An 18199-nucleotide genomic window follows, 5' to 3' on the forward strand; every position below is an offset into this window, starting at 1 on the left:
AAGGGGCCTTCCGAAGAAGGCCCCTCCATTCGTGTCGGGCGTGCGCCCGTATCAGTCCGTTGCCCGGATCAGGCGTGGGCCGAGGCCGCGCCCTTCTGCTCCATCGCGTCTGGCGGTGGAGCGACGGTCGACTTGGCGACATGCGCGCTCAGCACCTTCGGCAGCACGGCAAGGGCCAGGAAGGCGGCGAACAGGTCCATGCCGGCCACGGTATAAAGCACGGTCGACCAGGTGCCGGTGGCCTCCATCAGGATGTTGCCGAGCGGCACGAACAGGGCGCCGATACCCTTGGCGGTGTAGAGCACGCCGTAGATCTTGCCGATGTGCTTGGTGCCGAAGGCATCGCCCGCCAGCGCCGAGAACAGCGAGTACACCTCGCCCCAGGCCAGGAACACGACACCGGACAGGATCAGGAACGCCCACGGGTTGTGACCGAAATAGCCGAGCGCGACGATGCCGAAGCCTTCGAGCGTGAAGGCGATCACCATGGTCTTCTCACGGCCGATATGGTCCGAGACGTAGCCGAACAGCGGACGCGAGATGCCGTTCATCACGCGGTCGAGCATCAGCGCCAGGGGCAGCGCCGCCATGGTGAAGAAGTAGAGATTGACCTCGAACTCCTTCACGCCGAGATCCACCGCGATGACGCCGAGCTGGGCCACCGCCATCATGCCGCCGGTGACGACGCAGGTGAACATCAGGATCATCAGCCAGAACAGCTTGGTGTTCAGGGCTTCCTTCAGCGTGTAGTCGCGACGGCTCTGGTTGAGCTTGTTGGACGCCTTCACCTCGCCGGCCTGCGGGCCGCGCAGGAACCATGCCGCGAGAAAGGCGAGGCCGCCCTGCAGCAGGCCGAAGAAGAAGAAGGTCTCCTGGAAGCCGGCGCTGTCGATCATCGCCGCGATCGGCAGGATGGTGGCGGCAGAGCCGGCGCCATAGCCGCCCGCGGTCAGGCCGACGGCAAGGCCGCGGCGATCGGGGAACCACTTCAGGGCGTTGTTGATGCAGGTCGCGTAGATGCAGCCCACGCCGATGCCGCCGACGGCCGCACCGAGATAGAAGCCCGGCAGGGTGGTGGCGCCCGAATTGATGACCCAGGCGGAGCCGATCATGATGGCGCCGAAGGCCACCATCACGCGCGGGCCGAACTTGTCGATGAAGTAGCCTTCAATCGGCGCCAGCCAGGTCTGCACCAGCACGAAGATGGTGAACGCGATCTGGATCGACGCGCGTTCCCAGCCGAAGGTTTCCTGAATCTCGGGGACGAACAGCGTCCAGGCGTACTGGATGTTGGCCGTGGCCACCATGCAGATGACGCCGACCGCGAGTTGCAGCCAGCGGCGGCTTTCCGAGAAGTCCTTGCCCGGCCCGATGGCCGCGGCGGTGATTTTAGACGTGCTCAAAGGGGCGGTCTCCTCTCCCAATCCATATTTCGCCGCGGACCGGCTTTTTGTTGCGGAGCCTGCCAGGGGCGGCTCCGGCATTTTTGATTGGCCGAGGCGTTTTTCTACCGCCTTCGGCAGCCGCGGATGCGGCAGATAGCTCCATAAGGTTTTTGGCCTCGCCCAGGCGCATCAAGGCTGACGCAGCGTTGCGTGGCAGGTCCGCTACTTAATGATCATATTGCACAATATTATGTATGCCAATCGGCTTTTTATAGTTCAATTCCCGCTTGGTAAGGTATAAATATCTACATATATTCGATTTACGTTCTTAATTTTAATATTGTATTCGATTTTCACAGACGGCGATTACGTTACGTATCTACATAGATAATTGAAACCACCCACCAGATTTCCGTTAAGTCACTACATCGCATGATCAGCCTGATCGGAAGGTCGCGGCGGACCGACGCTGGCGGATTTCCTTGCCGCCGCGCGATTCAGATCGGGGATTACATCGGGATGTCTGACGGCGGGCCATCTGGAAGCGCAGGCGCCCGCGCAAACAAAAAGGGCGCGCCCGAAGGCGCGCCCCAAAAAGGCGAAGTCAGGTAGGTGACGAACGCCGCCGCTTACTCAGCCGCGACGATGGGCGCCCTCTGCGCCGTCTCCGCCGCACGCTTGCTGTGCGCGTGACGCAGCGGCTTCAGCACCACGATCGCCATGACGGCGGCGATGATGTTGAGCGCCGCGGCCGCGACGAACACGGCGTGCCAGCTGCCGGTCATCGTGGTGATGATGCTGGTGAACGGCACGATGATCGCCGCCGTACCCTTTGCGGTGTAGAGCAGGCCCGCATTGGTGGTGGCGAACTTCGAACCGAAGGCGTCGCCGCACATGGCCGGGAACAGCGAGTAGATCTCGCCCCAGGCGAAGAACACCAGGCCGGTGAGGATAACGAACATCACCGGGTTATGGCCGAGCACGCTCAGCGCATAGATACCGACGCCTTCAATGGCGAAGGCGATGAACATGGTGTTCTCACGGCCGATCTGGTCCGACACCCAGCCGAAGAACGGACGGGTCAGGCCGTTGAGCACGCGGTCGATCGCGGCGGCGAAGGTCAGGGCCGGCAGGGTGATACCGATCAGGCTCACCGGAACGTCGGCGATCTGGAAGTCCTTGGCGATCGGGCCGAGCTGGGCGGTCGCCATCAGGCCGCCGGCGGCCATCATGACGAACATCGCGTACATCACCCAGAACAGCGGGGTGGTGAGCATTTCCTTCGGCGCGAAATCGCGTGCCGACTGGGCGACGCGGGCCACCATGGCGGCAACATCGCCCTTCTTGGGCGCGATGAGGAAGAGCGCGATCACGGTGATCACGACGCCCTGCACCAGGCCGAAGTAGAGGAACGCCGCCTCATAGCCCTGATTCTTGATCACGGCCTGGATCGGAATAACGGTCAGCGCCGAGCCTGCGCCGAAGCCGGCGGCGGTGATGCCGGCCGCGAGGCCGCGCTTGTCGGGGAACCACTTCAGCGAGTTGCCGACGCAGGTGCCGTACACAGCGCCCGCACCGATACCGCCGAGCGCGGCGGCAACGTACAGCGTGGTCAGGCTGGTCGCGTAGGAGTTCAGCACCCAGGCGAGACCGCAGAGCAGGCCACCGACCAGGACGACAATGCGCGGGCCGTACTTGTCGACAAACCAGCCCTCGATCGGCACCAGCCAGGTCTCGGTGACGATGAAGATGGAGAAGGCCACCTGAATGGCGGCGCGATCCCAGCCGTGACGCTCCTGCATCGGGCCGACGAAGAACGTCCAGCCATACTGCATGTTGGCGATCATGCACATGCAGATCACACCGAACACCAGCTGAAGCCAACGTGTCTTATTCATTGATGACGTTACGGCAGTGCCCATTTTATCCTCGAACGTTTCCAAACGTAAGTAGCCAAATTCTTATTGTTATTCTTGTTGAATCTACGGAAGCCCGACCCCCTTCCCGGGAGTTACGGCCGACGATCGCTAGGGAATATACTCGGTTTTTTTTATTATGCAAAATTTTGCATACCAGCTATCCCAAAAATATGGGGGTTATGACTTCCCTTGGGGAATGTGACGTTAGGGAATACTTGCCATCATCTTCCCTAACGTCATCTCGATGCCGCGCCCGGGACCCTCGCCACAGCGCGCCGGGGCGCGGACATGCCGTATCCGACGCCCATGCCGAGAGCTCGTGCAATGCGAAAGGATGATGAAGGGAAACCGTCCAGACCGGCCGAAAGCCGCTGATGGACATTAATTATATGTTATATGATGTTTATACCGCCAAGGCGCTGCCGGGAATCAGGCACGCAGCCAAACAAGATCGACCCCTCCGGTCCGCTCACCGCGCGCCGGTTTGTGAGGTTGGCGACAACAAAAATACTCGAGATGGACGAGGAAACGGATCTGTGGAAAGCGCCGACCAGACCAAACTGAACATCGCGCCTCTCGCGGCCAATACCAGCCTGCGAACACTGGCGTATGACGCGATCAAGAAAGCCATCACCGAGATGGACATGTACGGCCAGGACAGCGAGATCCGCCTCGACGAGCGGCAGCTGTCCCAGGACCTCGGCGTCAGTCGCACCCCGATCCGCGAAGCCCTCACCGTGCTGGAACAGGAGGGCTTCGTGCGCTCCGTGCCGCGCCGCGGCATCTTCGTGGTGCGCAAGTCCAAGCGCGAGATCATCGAAATGATCATCGTCTGGGCCGCGCTGGAGAGCATGGCCGCGCGCCTCGCCGCCGACCGCGCCACCGATCGCGAGCTGGCCCAGCTCAGGGAGGTGTTCCATGATTTCGAGGAAAGCACGCCCTCCGAGCACATGAACGAGTACTCGGACGCCAATATCCGCTTCCACCAGACCGTCATCCGCCTCTCCGGCTGCAGCATGATTGCCGAGATGACGGAGAATCTGTTCATCCACATCCGCGGCATCCGCGCCGTATCGGTGCGACAGGAAAACCGCTCCGAGCGTTCGATGCAGGAGCACCGGGGCATCATCGCCGCGCTCGTCGAGCGCAATGCGGATCTCGCCGAGCGGCTGGTGCGCGAGCACACGCTGGGCCTTGCCGCCCATGTGGAGAAGCACGGCCGCTTCCCCTCCTGAGGCACGCCGTTTCAGCAACCGGCCGCCAGACCGGGGTGCCGCGCGCGCCCCGGCTTTCGCTCGTCCGCGCCGCTCGCCGCTCGCCGCGCCGGAACTTTTGAACATCCCGCCCCGCAATCTGTTCATGCGAACTCGCCACGCGTCCAAAGCCGTGGTATACTGAATACTGAGAATGGGCGATCCCCTCGCTAACCCAACGTTAGAAAGGGATTGGGGGCGCACATAACTTTAGGGAAGAGGAGCGCTTCGCTCCCCGGAAAGGGAGACATCCCGATTGACACCTTGGTATTTGGTATGCCAATGTTTCGGGAATTCCCCGGCGGTTTATCCGCAGAGGACGTGTCTGTGAGCAGCAAGGCGGTACTGAGCAAGCGTTGGCAAAGTGGTGAGCACGGCCTGGCCATCGAACGACTGCCGGCCAAGGAAAGCTTCAAGAGCAAGGCCTACGCCGCTCTGAAGGAAGCCATCACCAACATGAACATCTACGGCTCAAGTGAGCCGATGCTGCTCGACGAGAGAGATATTTCGGAGCGTCTTGGCGCAAGCCGGACCCCGATCCGCGAGGCGGTGGCGATGCTGGAGCAGGAAGGCCTGCTCCGTGCCGTGCCCCGGCGGGGAATTCTGGTAGTTCGCCGCAGCAAGGCCGAGATCGTCGAGATGATCGAGGCCTGGGCGGCACTGGAGAGCATGGCGGCCAGCCTTGCCGCACAGCGCGCAAGCGATGAGGCAATTGCCGAGCTGAGAGCCTTTTTCAAGGAGTTCGATCTTTCCCGTATCGAGCGTGACCGGTGTGACGAATATTCCTCCGCGAATATAGCGTTCCACCAGGCCCTGATACGGTTGAGCGGCTCCAAACTGCTCGAGGCGATGACGGAGAACCTGTTCTTTCACGTACGGGCAATTCGTCACCGCACGATCTTCGAGATGGACCGGGCGCAGCGTTCGGCGTCCGACCATCTTGAGATCATCCTCGCCATCGAAGCGCGGGACGCGGACCGCGCCGAGCGTCTGGTCCGTGACCACACGCTCAGACTGGCTAGGTATGTCGAGAACCATGTGGACTTAGATTAAGGCGGCAGAACCCGCCGGATGTGTTTGGGAGGGAATAACGGGATGTCCGCAGTCGCACAAATGATTGACGTAAACGCTGGCGCCGACGCTGAGCAGGAGCTCACCGACGGCTTCCACCTCGTCATCGATGCGCTCAAGCTCAACGGTATCGAAACCATCTACGGAGTGCCCGGCATTCCGATCACCGATCTTGGCCGCATGGCGCAGGCCGAAGGTCTTCGGGTGATTTCGTTCCGCCACGAACAGCATGCCGGCAACGCTGCCGCCATCGCCGGCTTCCTCACCAAGAAGCCCGGCATCTGCCTCACCGTGTCGGCCCCGGGCTTCCTCAACGGCCTGACGGCGCTCGCCAACGCCACGACCAACTGTTTCCCCATGATCCTCATCTCGGGCTCCTCGGAGCGTGAGATCGTCGACCTTCAGCAGGGCGACTACGAGGAGATGGACCAGCTCGCCATCGCCAAGCCGCTGTGTAAGGCCGCGTTCCGCGTGCTGCACGCAGAGGATATCGGCATCGGTGTCGCCCGCGCCATCCGCGCGGCGGTGTCGGGCCGCCCCGGCGGCGTCTATCTCGATCTGCCGGCGAAACTGTTCTCGCAGGTCGTGGACGCCGAGAAGGGCGCCAAGTCGCTGGTCAAGGTCATCGACCCGGCCCCGGCCCAGCTCCCCTCCCCGGCCTCGATCACGCGCGCCCTCGACGTGCTGAAGGGCGCCAAGCGTCCTCTGATCATCCTCGGCAAGGGCGCTGCCTATGCCCAGGCCGACGACGAGATCCGCAGCTTCATCGAGACCTCGGGCATTCCCTTCCTGCCGATGTCGATGGCCAAGGGCCTTCTGCCCGACAACCACGAGCTGTCGGCCGGCGCGGCGCGTTCCACGGTGCTGAAGGATTCGGACGTCGTCCTGCTGGTCGGCGCCCGTCTCAACTGGCTGCTCTCGCACGGCAAGGGCAAGACCTGGGGTGACGCGCCCAAGCAGTTCATCCAGATCGACATCGAGCCCAAGGAAATGGACTCCAACGTCGAGATCGTCGCCCCCGTGGTCGGCGATATCGGCTCGTGCATTTCCGCGCTGCTCGACGGCGTGAAGGCCGGCTGGACCGCTCCCCCGTCGGAGTGGATCGAGACCATCAAGGCCCGCAAGGACGTCAACATCGCCAAGATGTCCCAGCGCCTGCTCAAGAACTCCACGCCGATGGACTTCCATTCGGCTCTTGGCGCTCTCAAGCAGGTCATCAAGGAGCGCCCCGACGCGATCCTCGTCAATGAGGGCGCCAACACGCTCGATCTCGCCCGCGGCGTCATCGACATGTACCAGCCGCGCAAGCGCCTGGACGTCGGCACCTGGGGCGTGATGGGCATCGGCATGGGCTTCGCCATCGCCGCCGCGGTCGAGACTGGCAAGCCGGTGCTCGCGGTCGAGGGCGACTCGGCGTTCGGCTTCTCCGGCATGGAGGTGGAGACGATCTGCCGCTACAACCTGCCGGTCTGCGTGGTCATCTTCAACAATAACGGCATCTATCGCGGCCTCGATACCGACCCGACCGGTCGTGATCCCGGCACCACGGTGTTCGTGAAGAACTCGCGCTACGACCTGATGATGGAGGCCTTCGGCGGCGTCGGTGTCAATGTGACGACCCCGGACGAGCTGAAGCGCGCCGTCGATGAGGCGATGAACTCCGGCAAGCCGACCCTCATCAACGCGGTCATCGATCCGGCCGCGGGCAGCGAGAGCGGCAACATCGGCAGCCTCAACCCGCAGAGCGTTGTGAAGAAGAAGAGCTGATTGCAAACCGGCGGACGGGGAAAATTCCCGTCCGCCACTCCCCAAGACGACCAAAAAAGAACGGCGTAAAAAACGCCGGCTACTTCGAGAGGAAACCCTATGGGCAAGGCATTGGACGGCGTTCGCGTCCTAGACTTCACGCATGTTCAGTCCGGCCCGACCTGCACGCAGTTGCTCGCATGGTTCGGCGCCGATGTGATCAAGGTAGAGCGGCCCGGAGAGGGTGACGTTACGCGCGCTCAGCTGCGCGACGTCCCCAACGCCGACAGCCTCTACTTCACCATGCTGAACTCCAACAAGCGTTCCATCACGCTGGACACCAAGAATCCCGAGGGCAAGAAGGTCCTTGAGGCGCTGGTGAAGAGCTGTGACGTGATGGTGGAGAATTTTGCTCCCGGCGCGCTCGATCGCATGGGCTTTTCCTGGGAACGCATCCAGGAGCTCAACCCGCGCATCATCCTCGCCTCGGTGAAGGGCTTCGGCCCCGGCCCGTTCGAAGACTGCAAGGTCTATGAGAACGTCGCCCAGTGCACCGGCGGCTCGGCCTCGACCACCGGCTTCCGCGACGGCCTGCCGCTCGTCACCGCCGCGCAGATCGGCGATTCCGGCACCGGCCTGCATCTGGCGCTGGGCATCGTCACCGCCCTGTACCAGCGCACGCTGACCGGCCGCGGCCAGAAGGTGCTGTGCGCGATGCAGGACGCGGTGCTCAATTTCTGCCGCGTCAAGCTGCGCGACCAGCAGCGTCTGGAGCGTGGACCGCTGCGCGAATACAGCCAGTTCGGCGAGGGCGTGCCCTTCGGCGAGGCGGTTCCGCGGGCGGGCAACGATTCCGGCGGCGGCCAGCCGGGCCGGATCCTGCGCTGCAAGAACTGGGAGCACGATCCCAACGCCTATATCTATTTCATCACACAGGCCCCGGTCTGGTCGAAGATCTGCGACGTCATCCACGAGCCCGACTGGAAGACCGATCCGAACTACGCGACGCCCGCCGCGCGTCTGCCGCACCTGAACGAGATCTTCACCCGCATCGAGGCGTGGACCATGGCCCACACCAAGTTCGAGGCGATGGAGATCCTGAACGAGTACGACATTCCGTGCGGGCCGGTGCTGTCGATGAAGGAGATCTCCGAGGACCAGTCGCTCTACGCGACCGGGACGCTGGTCGAGATCGACCATCCCGCGCGCGGCAAGTATCTGACCGTGGGCAACCCGATCAAGCTGTCGGACAACGACGTCGAGGTCGAGCGCTCGCCGCTGCTGGGCGAGCACACCGAGGAAATCCTGGCCGAAGTGCTGGGCTTCAACGATTCGCAGATCGCCGAGGTCAAGGCCTCCGGCGCCGTGGGCCTCGCGGTCCGCGTTGCTGCGGAATGAGATCGGATGCCGGCGCCCCGCGCCGGCATCCCCTTGTGGGTCCTTCCGTGGGAGCGGAAGGCGGTTGGTGAGGCCTTATGCGTAGCGCGGTTGACTGTACCCAGCTCGTAGCGGCCATCGGCGATGCCGTCGTGGTGTCGGACGCCGAGGGGCGCATCACGCTGTGGAACGCGGCGGCGACGGCGCTGTTCGGCTTCACCGAGGACGAGGCCCTCGGGCAGTCGCTCGACCTGATCATCCCGGAGCGCCAGCGGCGGCGGCACTGGGACGGTTATGCCGAGACGATGCGCACGGGCGAGACACGATACGGCACGCAGCTTCTGCGCGTGCCGGCACTGCACAAGGAAGGGCGGACGCTGTCCATCGCGTTCACGGTCGCCCTTCTGACAGACCAAGCGGGCGCGGCCCACGAAGTGGTGGCGGTGATCCGTGACGAGACAGTCCGCTGGACCGAGGAGCGCGCGTTGCGCCAACGTCTTGCGGAGTGTGAGGCCAGGGTGAGCGACAAGAAGTCGTGAGAACATTTCCGAACTCGATTCACCACCTGGGAGTTGCCTGAGGTCCAATCCGGACCGCAGGTTGGGGAGAATGAAGTATTTCCATCCAAGAGGGATGGGAATTCACTTTCCGGCGGCAGGGTGAGCCTCCGTCGGACTGTTAACGGTTAAAAGGGAAGTCGACGAGATGTCTAAGCCCCTCGAAGGTATTAAGATTATCGATTTCACGCACGTCCAGGCCGGTCCTGCCTGCACGCAGCTTCTTGCCTGGTTCGGCGCCGACGTGATCAAGGTCGAGCGCCCCGGCGCGGGCGATGTCACACGCTCGCAGCTGCGCCACGTCAAGGACGCCGACGCGCTGTATTTCACCATGCTGAACTCCAACAAGCGCTCGCTCACGCTGGACACCAAGACCCAGCAGGGCAAGGACGTCCTGACCCGGCTGATCAAAGAGTCGGACGTCATGGTCGAGAATTTCGGCCCCGGCGCGCTCGATCGCATGGGCTTCACCTGGGAGCACATCCAGTCGCTCAACCCCGGCATGATCCTCGCCTCGGTGAAGGGCTTCTCGGAAGGCCACGCCTATGAGGACCTGAAGGTCTACGAGAACGTCGCGCAGTGCGCTGGCGGCGCCGCCTCGACCACCGGTTTCTGGGACGGCCCCCCGACCGTGTCGGCCGCCGCCCTCGGCGACTCGAACACCGGCATGCACCTCGCCATCGGCATCCTGACCGCGCTCCACCAGAAGGTGAAGACCGGCAAGGGCCAGAAGGTCGCCGTGTCGATGCAGGATTCGGTGCTGAACCTGTGCCGCGTGAAGCTGCGCGACCAGCAGCGCCTCGATGCGCTGGGCTATCTCGAAGAGTACCCCCAGTACCCCCACGGCGAGTTCTCGGACGTGGTGCCGCGCGGCGGCAACGCGGGCGGCGGCGGCCAGCCGGGCTGGGTGCTGAAGTGCAAGGGCTGGGAAACCGACCCCAACGCCTACATCTACTTCACCATTCAGGGTCATGCCTGGGCGCCGATCTGTAAGGCTCTCGGCAAGCCGGAGTGGATCGACGACGCGGCTTACAACACCGCCGAAGCCCGCCAGGACAAGATCTTCGACATCTTCGCCTTCATCGAAAGCTGGCTGGCTGACAAGACCAAGTTCGAGGCCATCGACATCCTGCGCAAGTTCGACATCCCCTGCGCGCCGGTGCTGTCGATGAAGGAGATCTCCACCGACCCGTCGCTGCGCAAGAGCGGCACCGTGGTCGAGGTCGATCACCCCAAGCTCGGCAAGTACCTGACCGTCGGCTCGCCGATCAAGTTCTCCGACGTCGAGGTCGAAATCACCGCCTCGCCGCTGCTTGGCCAGCACACCAACGAAGTGCTCGCCGACCTTGGCTACAGCCAGGAAGAAATCGCCGAGATGCACGACGCCAAGGCGGTCTGACCCTCGGTCGATCCCAGGCGCCTTGCGCACGGCATCAGGCACCGGACCGTCCTCGACGGCCCGGTGTCCACTGAAGCGAACCACACCGCACCCATCGCCCTCATCGTCCGCCACATCGGCCTGACGATCCGGGCATGGCCAATGAGGATGAGGACGCTTCTTCATTGCAGATTTGCACGCGGGCCGTCATGAGCGGGCCGCGGCACACGAGCCTCCCGGAGCAGGACGAAGGGTTTTTTTTCCCGACGTTCGGTTCCTCCTAGGCGACTGGTGCCGGCGCTTCCGACGAGCGGAACGCCGGCGTTTTTTTTGACCTGTGCAAAGCGAACCCTGGGGACGGCCCCTCCCCCGCCAGGCCATCCCACGGCCCCGCGAGCATGGCTCGTCGTGGCCGCGGTCAGGCGGCCCGAACGGGACTTGGCGAGAGTTCAGGAAAAGGGGTTCCGGGCGGAAGAGGGCCGCAGACGGGGTACCGCGAAGGCCGCCCGTCAAAGCCCCGAATAGCGTGTGGTCAGGCGCTGCGCCGCCTCGCGGACCTGGCGTCCGAGATCCGCAATACGCTCGGGCGGCATGCGCACGGTCGGGGCCGAAATCGAGATCGCGCCCACCGGCTCGCGCCATTCATCCAGCACCGCCGCCGCGACACAGCGCATGCCCGGCGTGTGCTCCTCGTCGTCGATCGAATAGCCGCGGTCCGCAATCGACACCAGGTCGATCTGCAATGCGCGCCGGCTGACATGAGTGTGCTCCGTGAAACGCTGGAGCTGGTCGCCGCCGAGCCAGGCCCGGCGCGCTTCCGGGTTCATGAAGGCAAGGATCGCCTTGCCTCCGCCCGAGGCATGGATGGGAAGATCGCCCCCGATGCGGAAGAAGGCCCGGACCGCGGCGTGGCTTTCCACCTGCGCCACGCAGATCAGGTGCGGCCCGTCGATCAGCGACAGGTTCACCGTCTCGTTCACGCCGAGCGAGAGCTCGCGCAATACGCCACGCGCGATTTCCGGCAGTTTCCGGATGCGCAGATAGGCCGAACCGATGCGGAAAAGTCCAAGGCCGACCATCCACTGCCCGGTCGCGGGATCATGACCCACGAGCCCGCGCCGCTCCAGCGTGGTGAGCAGCCGGTGCACGGTCGAAGTGGGAAGTTCGGCCGCGCGGGCAACCTCGCTCAGGGTCATGCCGTCGGACAGCGCGAGCACCTCCAGAAGCGCGATGGCACGGTCCAGCGACTGCACCTCGCCGCCGGTTTCTGTCCCGCCCGAGTTGGAAGGCCGGCCGCGGCGACGCGTGGGGGTAACGGCATCCGTCGTGCGCATATCAGCTCCCAACCCTGTCTCCTCCCTGCGATCCGCCAGTGCCCGGCGGTTATGGCATCACGCGGCCTCATGCTCGCATTAGCATAAAGGCGCATCCGCTATTTTTTCGCAAATCAGAAATACATCCCGTATTGCGGAAATGCGGAGGCCATGGCATGTTTCCTCCGATTTCGGAAATCCTTCCCGCAGTGCGGAAAGGATTTTGTTGCAGCGCATGCCGCCGGCTCGGCGCCAGGCATCGCGCGCGGCAACCGAAACCGGAGATTTTGAACAAGTGCGAAGTCCGGTGCCGGGCACCGCCGCCCCTGAATTCAAGGGGGATGCCCTCACCGGCGATGACGCCAGGAGGAAATGCCATGGCCAAGATGCGTGCCGTCGATGCAGCGATTCGGGTTCTCGAGAAGGAAGGCGTTTCTGTCGCCTTCGGCGTGCCCGGCGCCGCGATCAATCCGCTTTATTCCGCCATGCGCGCCTACGGCAAGACCCGCCATATCCTGGCGCGGCATGTCGAGGCCGCCTCGCACATGGCTGAAGGCTACACCCGCGCGAAGGCCGGCAACATCGGCGTGTGCATCGGCACCTCCGGCCCGGCCGGCACGGACATGATCACCGGCCTCTATTCGGCGGCCGCCGATTCGATCCCGATCCTGTGCATCACGGGCCAGGCGCCGCGCGCACGGCTCTATAAGGAAGACTTCCAGGCCGTCGACATCGAATCGATCGCCAAGCCGGTCGCGAAGTGGGCCGTCATGGTCCGCGAGCCGGCGCTGGTGCCGATGGTGTTCCAGCAGGCGTTCCATGTCATGCGCTCCGGCCGTCCCGGCCCGGTTCTGATCGACCTGCCGATCGACGTGCAGCTCGCCGAGATCGAGTTCGACGAGGACACCTACTCCCCGCTCCCGGCCTATAAGCCGGCCGCGACGCGCAAGCAGGCCGAGAAGGCCATTGCCATGCTGAACGAGGCGGAGAAGCCGCTCATCGTTTCCGGCGGCGGCATCATCAATGCCGACGCGTCCGACAAGCTGGTGGAATTCGCCGAGCTCACCGGCGTGCCGGTCATCCCGACCCTGATGGGCTGGGGCACCATCGCCGACGACCACGACCTGATGGCCGGCATGTGCGGCCTGCAGACCTCGCACCGCTACGGCAACGCGAACATGCTGGCCTCGGACTTCGTGTTCGGCATCGGCAATCGCTGGGCGAACCGTCACACCGGGTCGGTGGAGGTCTACACCAAGGGCCGCAAGTTCATCCATGTCGACATCGAGCCGACCCAGATCGGCCGCGTGTTCGGTCCCGATCTCGGCATCGTCTCCGATGCCGGCGCCGCGCTCGATCTCTTCATCGAGGTGGCCAAGGAATACAAGGCTGCCGGCAAGCTGAAGGACCGCTCGGCCTGGGCGGCGGAATGCCTGGCGCGCAAGAACACCATGCTGCGCAAGACCCATTTCGACAACGTGCCGCTGAAGCCGCAGCGCGTCTATGAAGAGATGAACGAGGCGTTCGGCCGTGACACCCGTTACGTCTCGACCATCGGCCTGTCGCAGATCGCCGGCGCGCAGATGCTGCACGTCTACAAGCCCCGCAACTGGATCAACTGCGGCCAGGCCGGGCCCCTCGGCTGGACCCTGCCCGCCGCCCTCGGCGTGCGCGCGGCGGATCCGGACGCGGAGATCGTGGCGCTCTCGGGCGATTACGACTTCCAGTTCATGATCGAGGAACTGGCGGTGGGCGCCCAGCACAAGCTGCCCTACCTCCATGTGGTCGTGAACAACTCCTATCTGGGCCTGATCCGTCAGGCGCAGCGCGGCTTCAACATGGACTTCGAGGTCTCTCTGGCCTTCGACAACATCAACGCCGAGGAAAATGCCGGTTACGGCGTCGACCATGTTGCCGTTGCCGAAGGCCTCGGCTGCAAGGCGGTGCGCGTCTCCTCGCCCAACGAGTTCAAGGACGCCTTCGTGAAGGCCAAGGCCCTGATGAAGGAACATCAGGTCCCGGTGGTGATGGAGTTCATCCTCGAGCGCGTCACCAACATCGCCATGGGCACCGAGATCGACAACGTCAACGAGTTCGAGGAGGTCCTCGACCTCCCGCTCGAAGGTGCCAAGGCAAGCGTGTGATCGGCGGGGCCTCAGCGCCCCGTCTCGGCGTGGGGATGCGGATTGCGGTCCGCACCCTTACGTCCGACGCGCTTTCATGCGATCGACAGGAAAGTGCGTCCATACCGTCGGAGCGCGCCCCTCACCGGAGCGCGCCATCCGCCCATAAAATCCTGTCCCTGCCTAGGAGCGGTTCATGCCCCGTTTTGCCGCCAATCTGACCATGCTGTTCAACGAGGTGCCCTTCCTCGATCGTTTCGAGAAGGCCGCCGAAGCCGGCTTTGCTGGCGTTGAGTATCTCTTCCCCTACGATTTCGCGGTGGAGGACCTCGTCGCCAAGCTCAAAGCCAACGGCCTGAAGCAGGTGCTGCACAATCTGCCCGCCGGAAACTGGGGTGCGGGCGAGCGCGGCATCGCCATCCTGCCGGATCGCGTGGACGAGTTCCGCGCCGGCATCGACAAGGCCATCAGCTATGCGACGGCACTCGAATGCCCGCAGGTGAACATTCTCGCAGGCATCGCGCCCGCGGGTGTCGAGCGCGAGGTGCTGCACAAGACCTTCGTGGAAAACCTGAAGGTCGCCGCGCCGAAGATCAAGGAAGCCGGCCTGAAGCTGCTGATCGAACCGATCAACACCCGTGACATTCCGGGCTTCTTCCTGAACTACACCAAACAGGCCAAGGCGATCATCGAAGAGGTCGGCTCGGACAATCTCTTCATCCAGTACGACATCTACCATATGCAGATCATGGAAGGTGACCTCGCCCGGACCATCGAGGCGAACCTGCCGCTGATCTCGCACATTCAGCTCGCCGACAATCCGGGCCGCAACGAGCCGGGTACGGGCGAGATCAACTACGAGTTCATGTTCCGCTACCTCGATTCGATCGGCTACGCCGGCTGGGTCGGGTGCGAGTACAAGCCGAAGGGCGACACGGTGGCCGGTCTCGGCTGGCTGAAGACGCTCACCGGCGCGGCGTGAGGCCGCGACGGTCAAGAAACGCAGTCTAGGAAAACGAGGAACAGACGATGGCGAAGGTTGGATTTGTCGGTCTCGGCATCATGGGTGCGCCCATGGCCGGCCACCTGATCGATGCGGGCCACACTCTCTATCTCTATGACATCAAGCCGGTTTCGGCCGAGCTCACCGGCAAGGGCGGCGTCGCCTGTGCCAACGCCACGGAAGTGGCCAAGAACGCCGATATCATCATCATCATGGTGCCGGACACCCCGCATGTCGGCGCGGCGCTGTTCGGCGAAGGCGGCATCGCTGCCGGCCTCACCCCCGGCAAGATCGTGGTCGACATGTCGTCGATCGCCCCGGTCGAGACCAAGGAATACGCGAAGAAGGTCAACGACCTCGGCTGCGACTACCTCGATGCGCCGGTGTCGGGCGGCGAGGTCGGCGCCAAGGCCGCCTCGCTCACCATCATGGTCGGCGGCCCGGACAAGGCCTTCGAGACGGTGAAGCCGCTGTTCGAGAAGATGGGCAAGAACATCACGCTCGTGGGCGGAAATGGCGATGGCCAGACCACCAAGGTCGCGAACCAGATCATCGTCGCGCTGACCATCCAGGCGGTGGGCGAGGCCCTGCTGTTCGCGTCCAAGGCGGGTGCGGACCCGGCAAAGGTGCGCCAGGCGCTGATGGGCGGCTTCGCCAATTCGCGCATTCTGGAAGTGCATGGCGAGCGCATGGTGAACCGGACCTTCAACCCCGGCTTCCGCATCGAGCTTCACCAGAAGGACCTGAACCTGGCGCTGAATGGCGCGCGTCAGCTTCAGATGTCGCTTCCCGCGACGGCGATCGCGCAGCAGCTGTTCTCGGCCTGCGCGGCCAATGGCGGCGCGGCATGGGATCATTCGGCGCTGGTGAAGGCGCTGGAGATGATGGCGAACCACACCGTTTCGCCGGACGCCTGACCATTTCTGAATTATGAATTCAAAATGACCTTCGGGGGCGCCTTGCGCCCCCGAACTGTTTTCGGGAACCAGTAAGCAATGCTGTCCCGATAGTGAAGCTGAACTCCCGAACAGTCTTTTGAACATTCGTGGAGACAATTGTTCTCTTCTATACACCGTGGACAAACCGCTAGTTGCCGACGTAACTTGGAGGACACGTCGCAAACACGCCCCGCGTAGCTTCGGATGCGGCATAATATGCGCGACGTATTATCACGCCCGTCACATCGGCCTTGACTAAGGGGGCAGTCTCCCCAATCATGGCATACAAAATACCAAAACAAGTTCCGGCGACCGCGGGGGTCGCACGGGCAGGAGGGAGTCCAATGAAGGTCTGCATCTATGGTGCTGGCGCAATCGGCGGTTATGTCGGTGTCCAGCTGAAGCGCGCCGGCGTCGACGTCAGTCTCATCGCACGCGGCGCCCACCTCGAAGCCATGAGGAAGAACGGCCTGAAGCTTCTCATCGATGATGAAGAGCGCGTCGAGCACATTCCCTGCTCGGACAATCCGGCCGATTTCGGTCCCCAGGACTATGTGATCGTCGCGCTCAAGGGGCACCAGGTTCCCAGCGTGGTCGACGCCATGCAGCCGCTTCTCGGCAATGACACCGCGGTTGTCACCGCCGTGAACGGTGTGCCGTACTGGTACTATTACAAGCACGGCGATCAGCTTGAGGGTAAGACCCTCGAGAGCATCGACCCGGGCGCGAAGCAGTGGAACGGCCTGCGCCCCGAGCGCGCCATCGGCTGCATCGTCTATCCGGCGACCGAGGTGATCGAGCCCGGCGTCATCAAGCATGTCTATGGCGACAAGTTCCCGCTGGGCGAGCCTTCGGGCGAGATCACCGATCGCGCCACCAAGCTGTCCGAGGCCTTTTCGGCCGGCGGCATGCGCGCGCCCGTGCTGCCCAACATCCGCGATGAACTGTGGCTGAAGCTGTGGGGCAACCTGTGCTTCAATCCGATCAGCGCCCTCACCCATGCGACGCTCGATGTCATCGCCTCTGATCCGGGCACCCGCGCGGTGGCCAAGGCAATGATGCTGGAAGCGCAGGAAATCGCGGTTCAGTCCGGTGTCAATTTCCGGGTCGGCGTGGAACGTCGCATTGACGGCGCGGGCGCAGTCGGCGCGCACAAGACCTCGATGCTGCAGGATCTTGAGCGCACGCGCGCCATGGAGATCGACCCGCTGGTGACCGTGGTTCAGGAAATGGGCCGCCTGGCCGGTATCCCGACCCCGACCATCGACATCGTGCTCTCGCTGGTCCGCCAGCGCGCGCAGATCGCCGGCTGCTACAACTGAGTTCCTGCACAATGGCAAATTGGGTTCGTTACAGCCACTCGGGCGCTGTCGGCTTCGGCACGCTTGAGGGGAACACCATCCTCGTCCATGGCGGGAACATGTTCAACGGCGCCCAGCCGACGGGAGAGCGCCTCGCGCTCTCCGACGTCGCGCTTCTGACGCCGACCGAGCCGACCAAGATCATCGCGCTGTGGAACAATTTCCACGCGCTGGCGGCCAAGTTGAACTCGCCGATTCCGGCCGACCCGCTCTATCTTTTGAAAGCCGGCTCGTGCCTCACCACGCCGGGTGCCACTGTGCACCGCCCGTCCTCCTATGACGGAAAGGTCGTGTATGAGGGCGAGCTTGGCATCGTGATCGGCAAGACCGCGACGGGCGTTTCCGAGGAGGCGGCGGAAGGCCACATCTTCGGCTACACCTGCGTGAACGACATCACCGCGGCCGACATCATCAACAAGGACGCGACCTTCGCGCAGTGGGTCCGCGCCAAGAGCTTCGACGGCTTCGGCCCCTTCGGCCCGGTCGTCGCCACCGATGTGGATCCCGCGAGCCTCACGGTTCGCACCATCCTCAACGGGCAGGAGCGCCAGAACTACCCCATCAGCGACATGGTCTTCTCGGCACGCCAGCTGGTGAGCCGGATCTCGCACGATATGACGCTCAATCCCGGCGACATCATCTGCTGCGGCACGTCGGTGGGCGTCGGGACGATGAAAGAGCCCTCAAACGCGGTCGAAATCGTGATCGAGGGCATCGGGACGCTCAGCAACACTTTCGTGCAGTAGCGTCTTGGCGCGTCAGCGCCTATAGGGAA

The 18199-nt window shown here is 63.6% G+C and carries 14 protein-coding genes; 11 read left to right on the forward strand and 3 right to left on the reverse strand.

Features of this window, described 5'->3' with window-relative positions; translation table 11 throughout:
- Nucleotides 1-68 precede the first annotated feature (68 nt).
- The gene (oxlT, locus tag G3A50_RS06020) at nucleotides 69-1403 is read right to left on the reverse strand and encodes an oxalate/formate MFS antiporter (protein ID WP_163074411.1); all 1335 of its coding nucleotides are present in this window, start codon (nucleotides 1401-1403) and stop codon (nucleotides 69-71) included.
- 611 nt (nucleotides 1404-2014) lie between these two features.
- The gene (gene oxlT / locus G3A50_RS06025) at nucleotides 2015-3283 is read right to left on the reverse strand and encodes an oxalate/formate MFS antiporter (RefSeq protein ID WP_425483450.1); all 1269 of its coding nucleotides are present in this window, start codon (nucleotides 3281-3283) and stop codon (nucleotides 2015-2017) included.
- 557 nt (nucleotides 3284-3840) lie between these two features.
- Between oxlT (G3A50_RS06025) and G3A50_RS06030 the strand changes: the two genes are divergently transcribed.
- The 6 genes from G3A50_RS06030 to frc (G3A50_RS06055) all read left to right on the forward strand — a co-directional run bounded on the left by G3A50_RS06030 (nucleotide 3841) and on the right by frc (G3A50_RS06055) (nucleotide 10707).
- Complete coding sequence (locus G3A50_RS06030) at nucleotides 3841-4539, forward strand: GntR family transcriptional regulator (protein WP_163074413.1); 699 nt, start codon at nucleotides 3841-3843, stop codon at nucleotides 4537-4539.
- A 345-nt stretch (nucleotides 4540-4884) separates the two neighbouring features.
- On the forward strand, nucleotides 4885-5610 hold the full coding sequence (locus G3A50_RS06035; protein WP_163074414.1) for a GntR family transcriptional regulator: 726 nt from the start codon (nucleotides 4885-4887) through the stop codon (nucleotides 5608-5610).
- 42 nt (nucleotides 5611-5652) lie between these two features.
- Nucleotides 5653-7395, forward strand: a complete 1743-nt coding sequence (oxc, locus tag G3A50_RS06040) for an oxalyl-CoA decarboxylase (RefSeq protein ID WP_163074415.1) — start codon at nucleotides 5653-5655, stop codon at nucleotides 7393-7395.
- A 99-nt stretch (nucleotides 7396-7494) separates the two neighbouring features.
- On the forward strand, nucleotides 7495-8772 hold the full coding sequence (frc, locus tag G3A50_RS06045; protein ID WP_163074416.1) for a formyl-CoA transferase: 1278 nt from the start codon (nucleotides 7495-7497) through the stop codon (nucleotides 8770-8772).
- A gap of 77 nt (nucleotides 8773-8849) precedes the next feature.
- Nucleotides 8850-9290 carry a PAS domain S-box protein gene (locus G3A50_RS06050; RefSeq protein ID WP_163074417.1) on the forward strand — a complete coding sequence of 147 codons (441 nt, stop codon included), beginning with the start codon at nucleotides 8850-8852 and terminating at the stop codon, nucleotides 9288-9290.
- A gap of 166 nt (nucleotides 9291-9456) precedes the next feature.
- Nucleotides 9457-10707 (forward strand): formyl-CoA transferase, encoded by a 1251-nt coding sequence (frc, locus tag G3A50_RS06055; RefSeq protein ID WP_163074418.1) that lies wholly within the window; start codon nucleotides 9457-9459, stop codon nucleotides 10705-10707.
- Between the two features lie 488 nt (nucleotides 10708-11195).
- Here the strand turns inward: frc (G3A50_RS06055) and G3A50_RS06060 are convergent, their stop codons facing one another.
- Complete coding sequence (locus G3A50_RS06060; protein ID WP_163074419.1) at nucleotides 11196-12020, reverse strand: IclR family transcriptional regulator; 825 nt, start codon at nucleotides 12018-12020, stop codon at nucleotides 11196-11198.
- A gap of 356 nt (nucleotides 12021-12376) precedes the next feature.
- On the opposite strand from G3A50_RS06060, the gene gcl reads away from it, so the two are divergent.
- The 5 genes from gcl to G3A50_RS06085 all read left to right on the forward strand — a co-directional run bounded on the left by gcl (nucleotide 12377) and on the right by G3A50_RS06085 (nucleotide 18170).
- On the forward strand, nucleotides 12377-14143 hold the full coding sequence (gene gcl / locus G3A50_RS06065) for a glyoxylate carboligase (protein ID WP_163074420.1): 1767 nt from the start codon (nucleotides 12377-12379) through the stop codon (nucleotides 14141-14143).
- Nucleotides 14144-14318: 175 nt separating this feature from the next.
- On the forward strand, nucleotides 14319-15104 hold the full coding sequence (hyi, locus tag G3A50_RS06070) for a hydroxypyruvate isomerase (protein ID WP_163074421.1): 786 nt from the start codon (nucleotides 14319-14321) through the stop codon (nucleotides 15102-15104).
- Nucleotides 15105-15151: 47 nt separating this feature from the next.
- Nucleotides 15152-16042: a 2-hydroxy-3-oxopropionate reductase gene (gene glxR / locus G3A50_RS06075; RefSeq protein WP_163074422.1), complete on the forward strand. Its 891-nt coding sequence runs from the start codon at nucleotides 15152-15154 to the stop codon at nucleotides 16040-16042.
- Between the two features lie 365 nt (nucleotides 16043-16407).
- Nucleotides 16408-17385 carry a 2-dehydropantoate 2-reductase gene (locus G3A50_RS06080; RefSeq protein ID WP_163074423.1) on the forward strand — a complete coding sequence of 326 codons (978 nt, stop codon included), beginning with the start codon at nucleotides 16408-16410 and terminating at the stop codon, nucleotides 17383-17385.
- A gap of 11 nt (nucleotides 17386-17396) precedes the next feature.
- Complete coding sequence (locus G3A50_RS06085; RefSeq protein ID WP_163074424.1) at nucleotides 17397-18170, forward strand: fumarylacetoacetate hydrolase family protein; 774 nt, start codon at nucleotides 17397-17399, stop codon at nucleotides 18168-18170.
- The last annotated feature ends 29 nt before the right edge of the window (nucleotides 18171-18199 follow it).

It is taken from the genome of Ancylobacter pratisalsi (genome assembly GCF_010669125.1).
GTDB lineage: Bacteria > Pseudomonadota > Alphaproteobacteria > Rhizobiales > Xanthobacteraceae > Ancylobacter > Ancylobacter pratisalsi.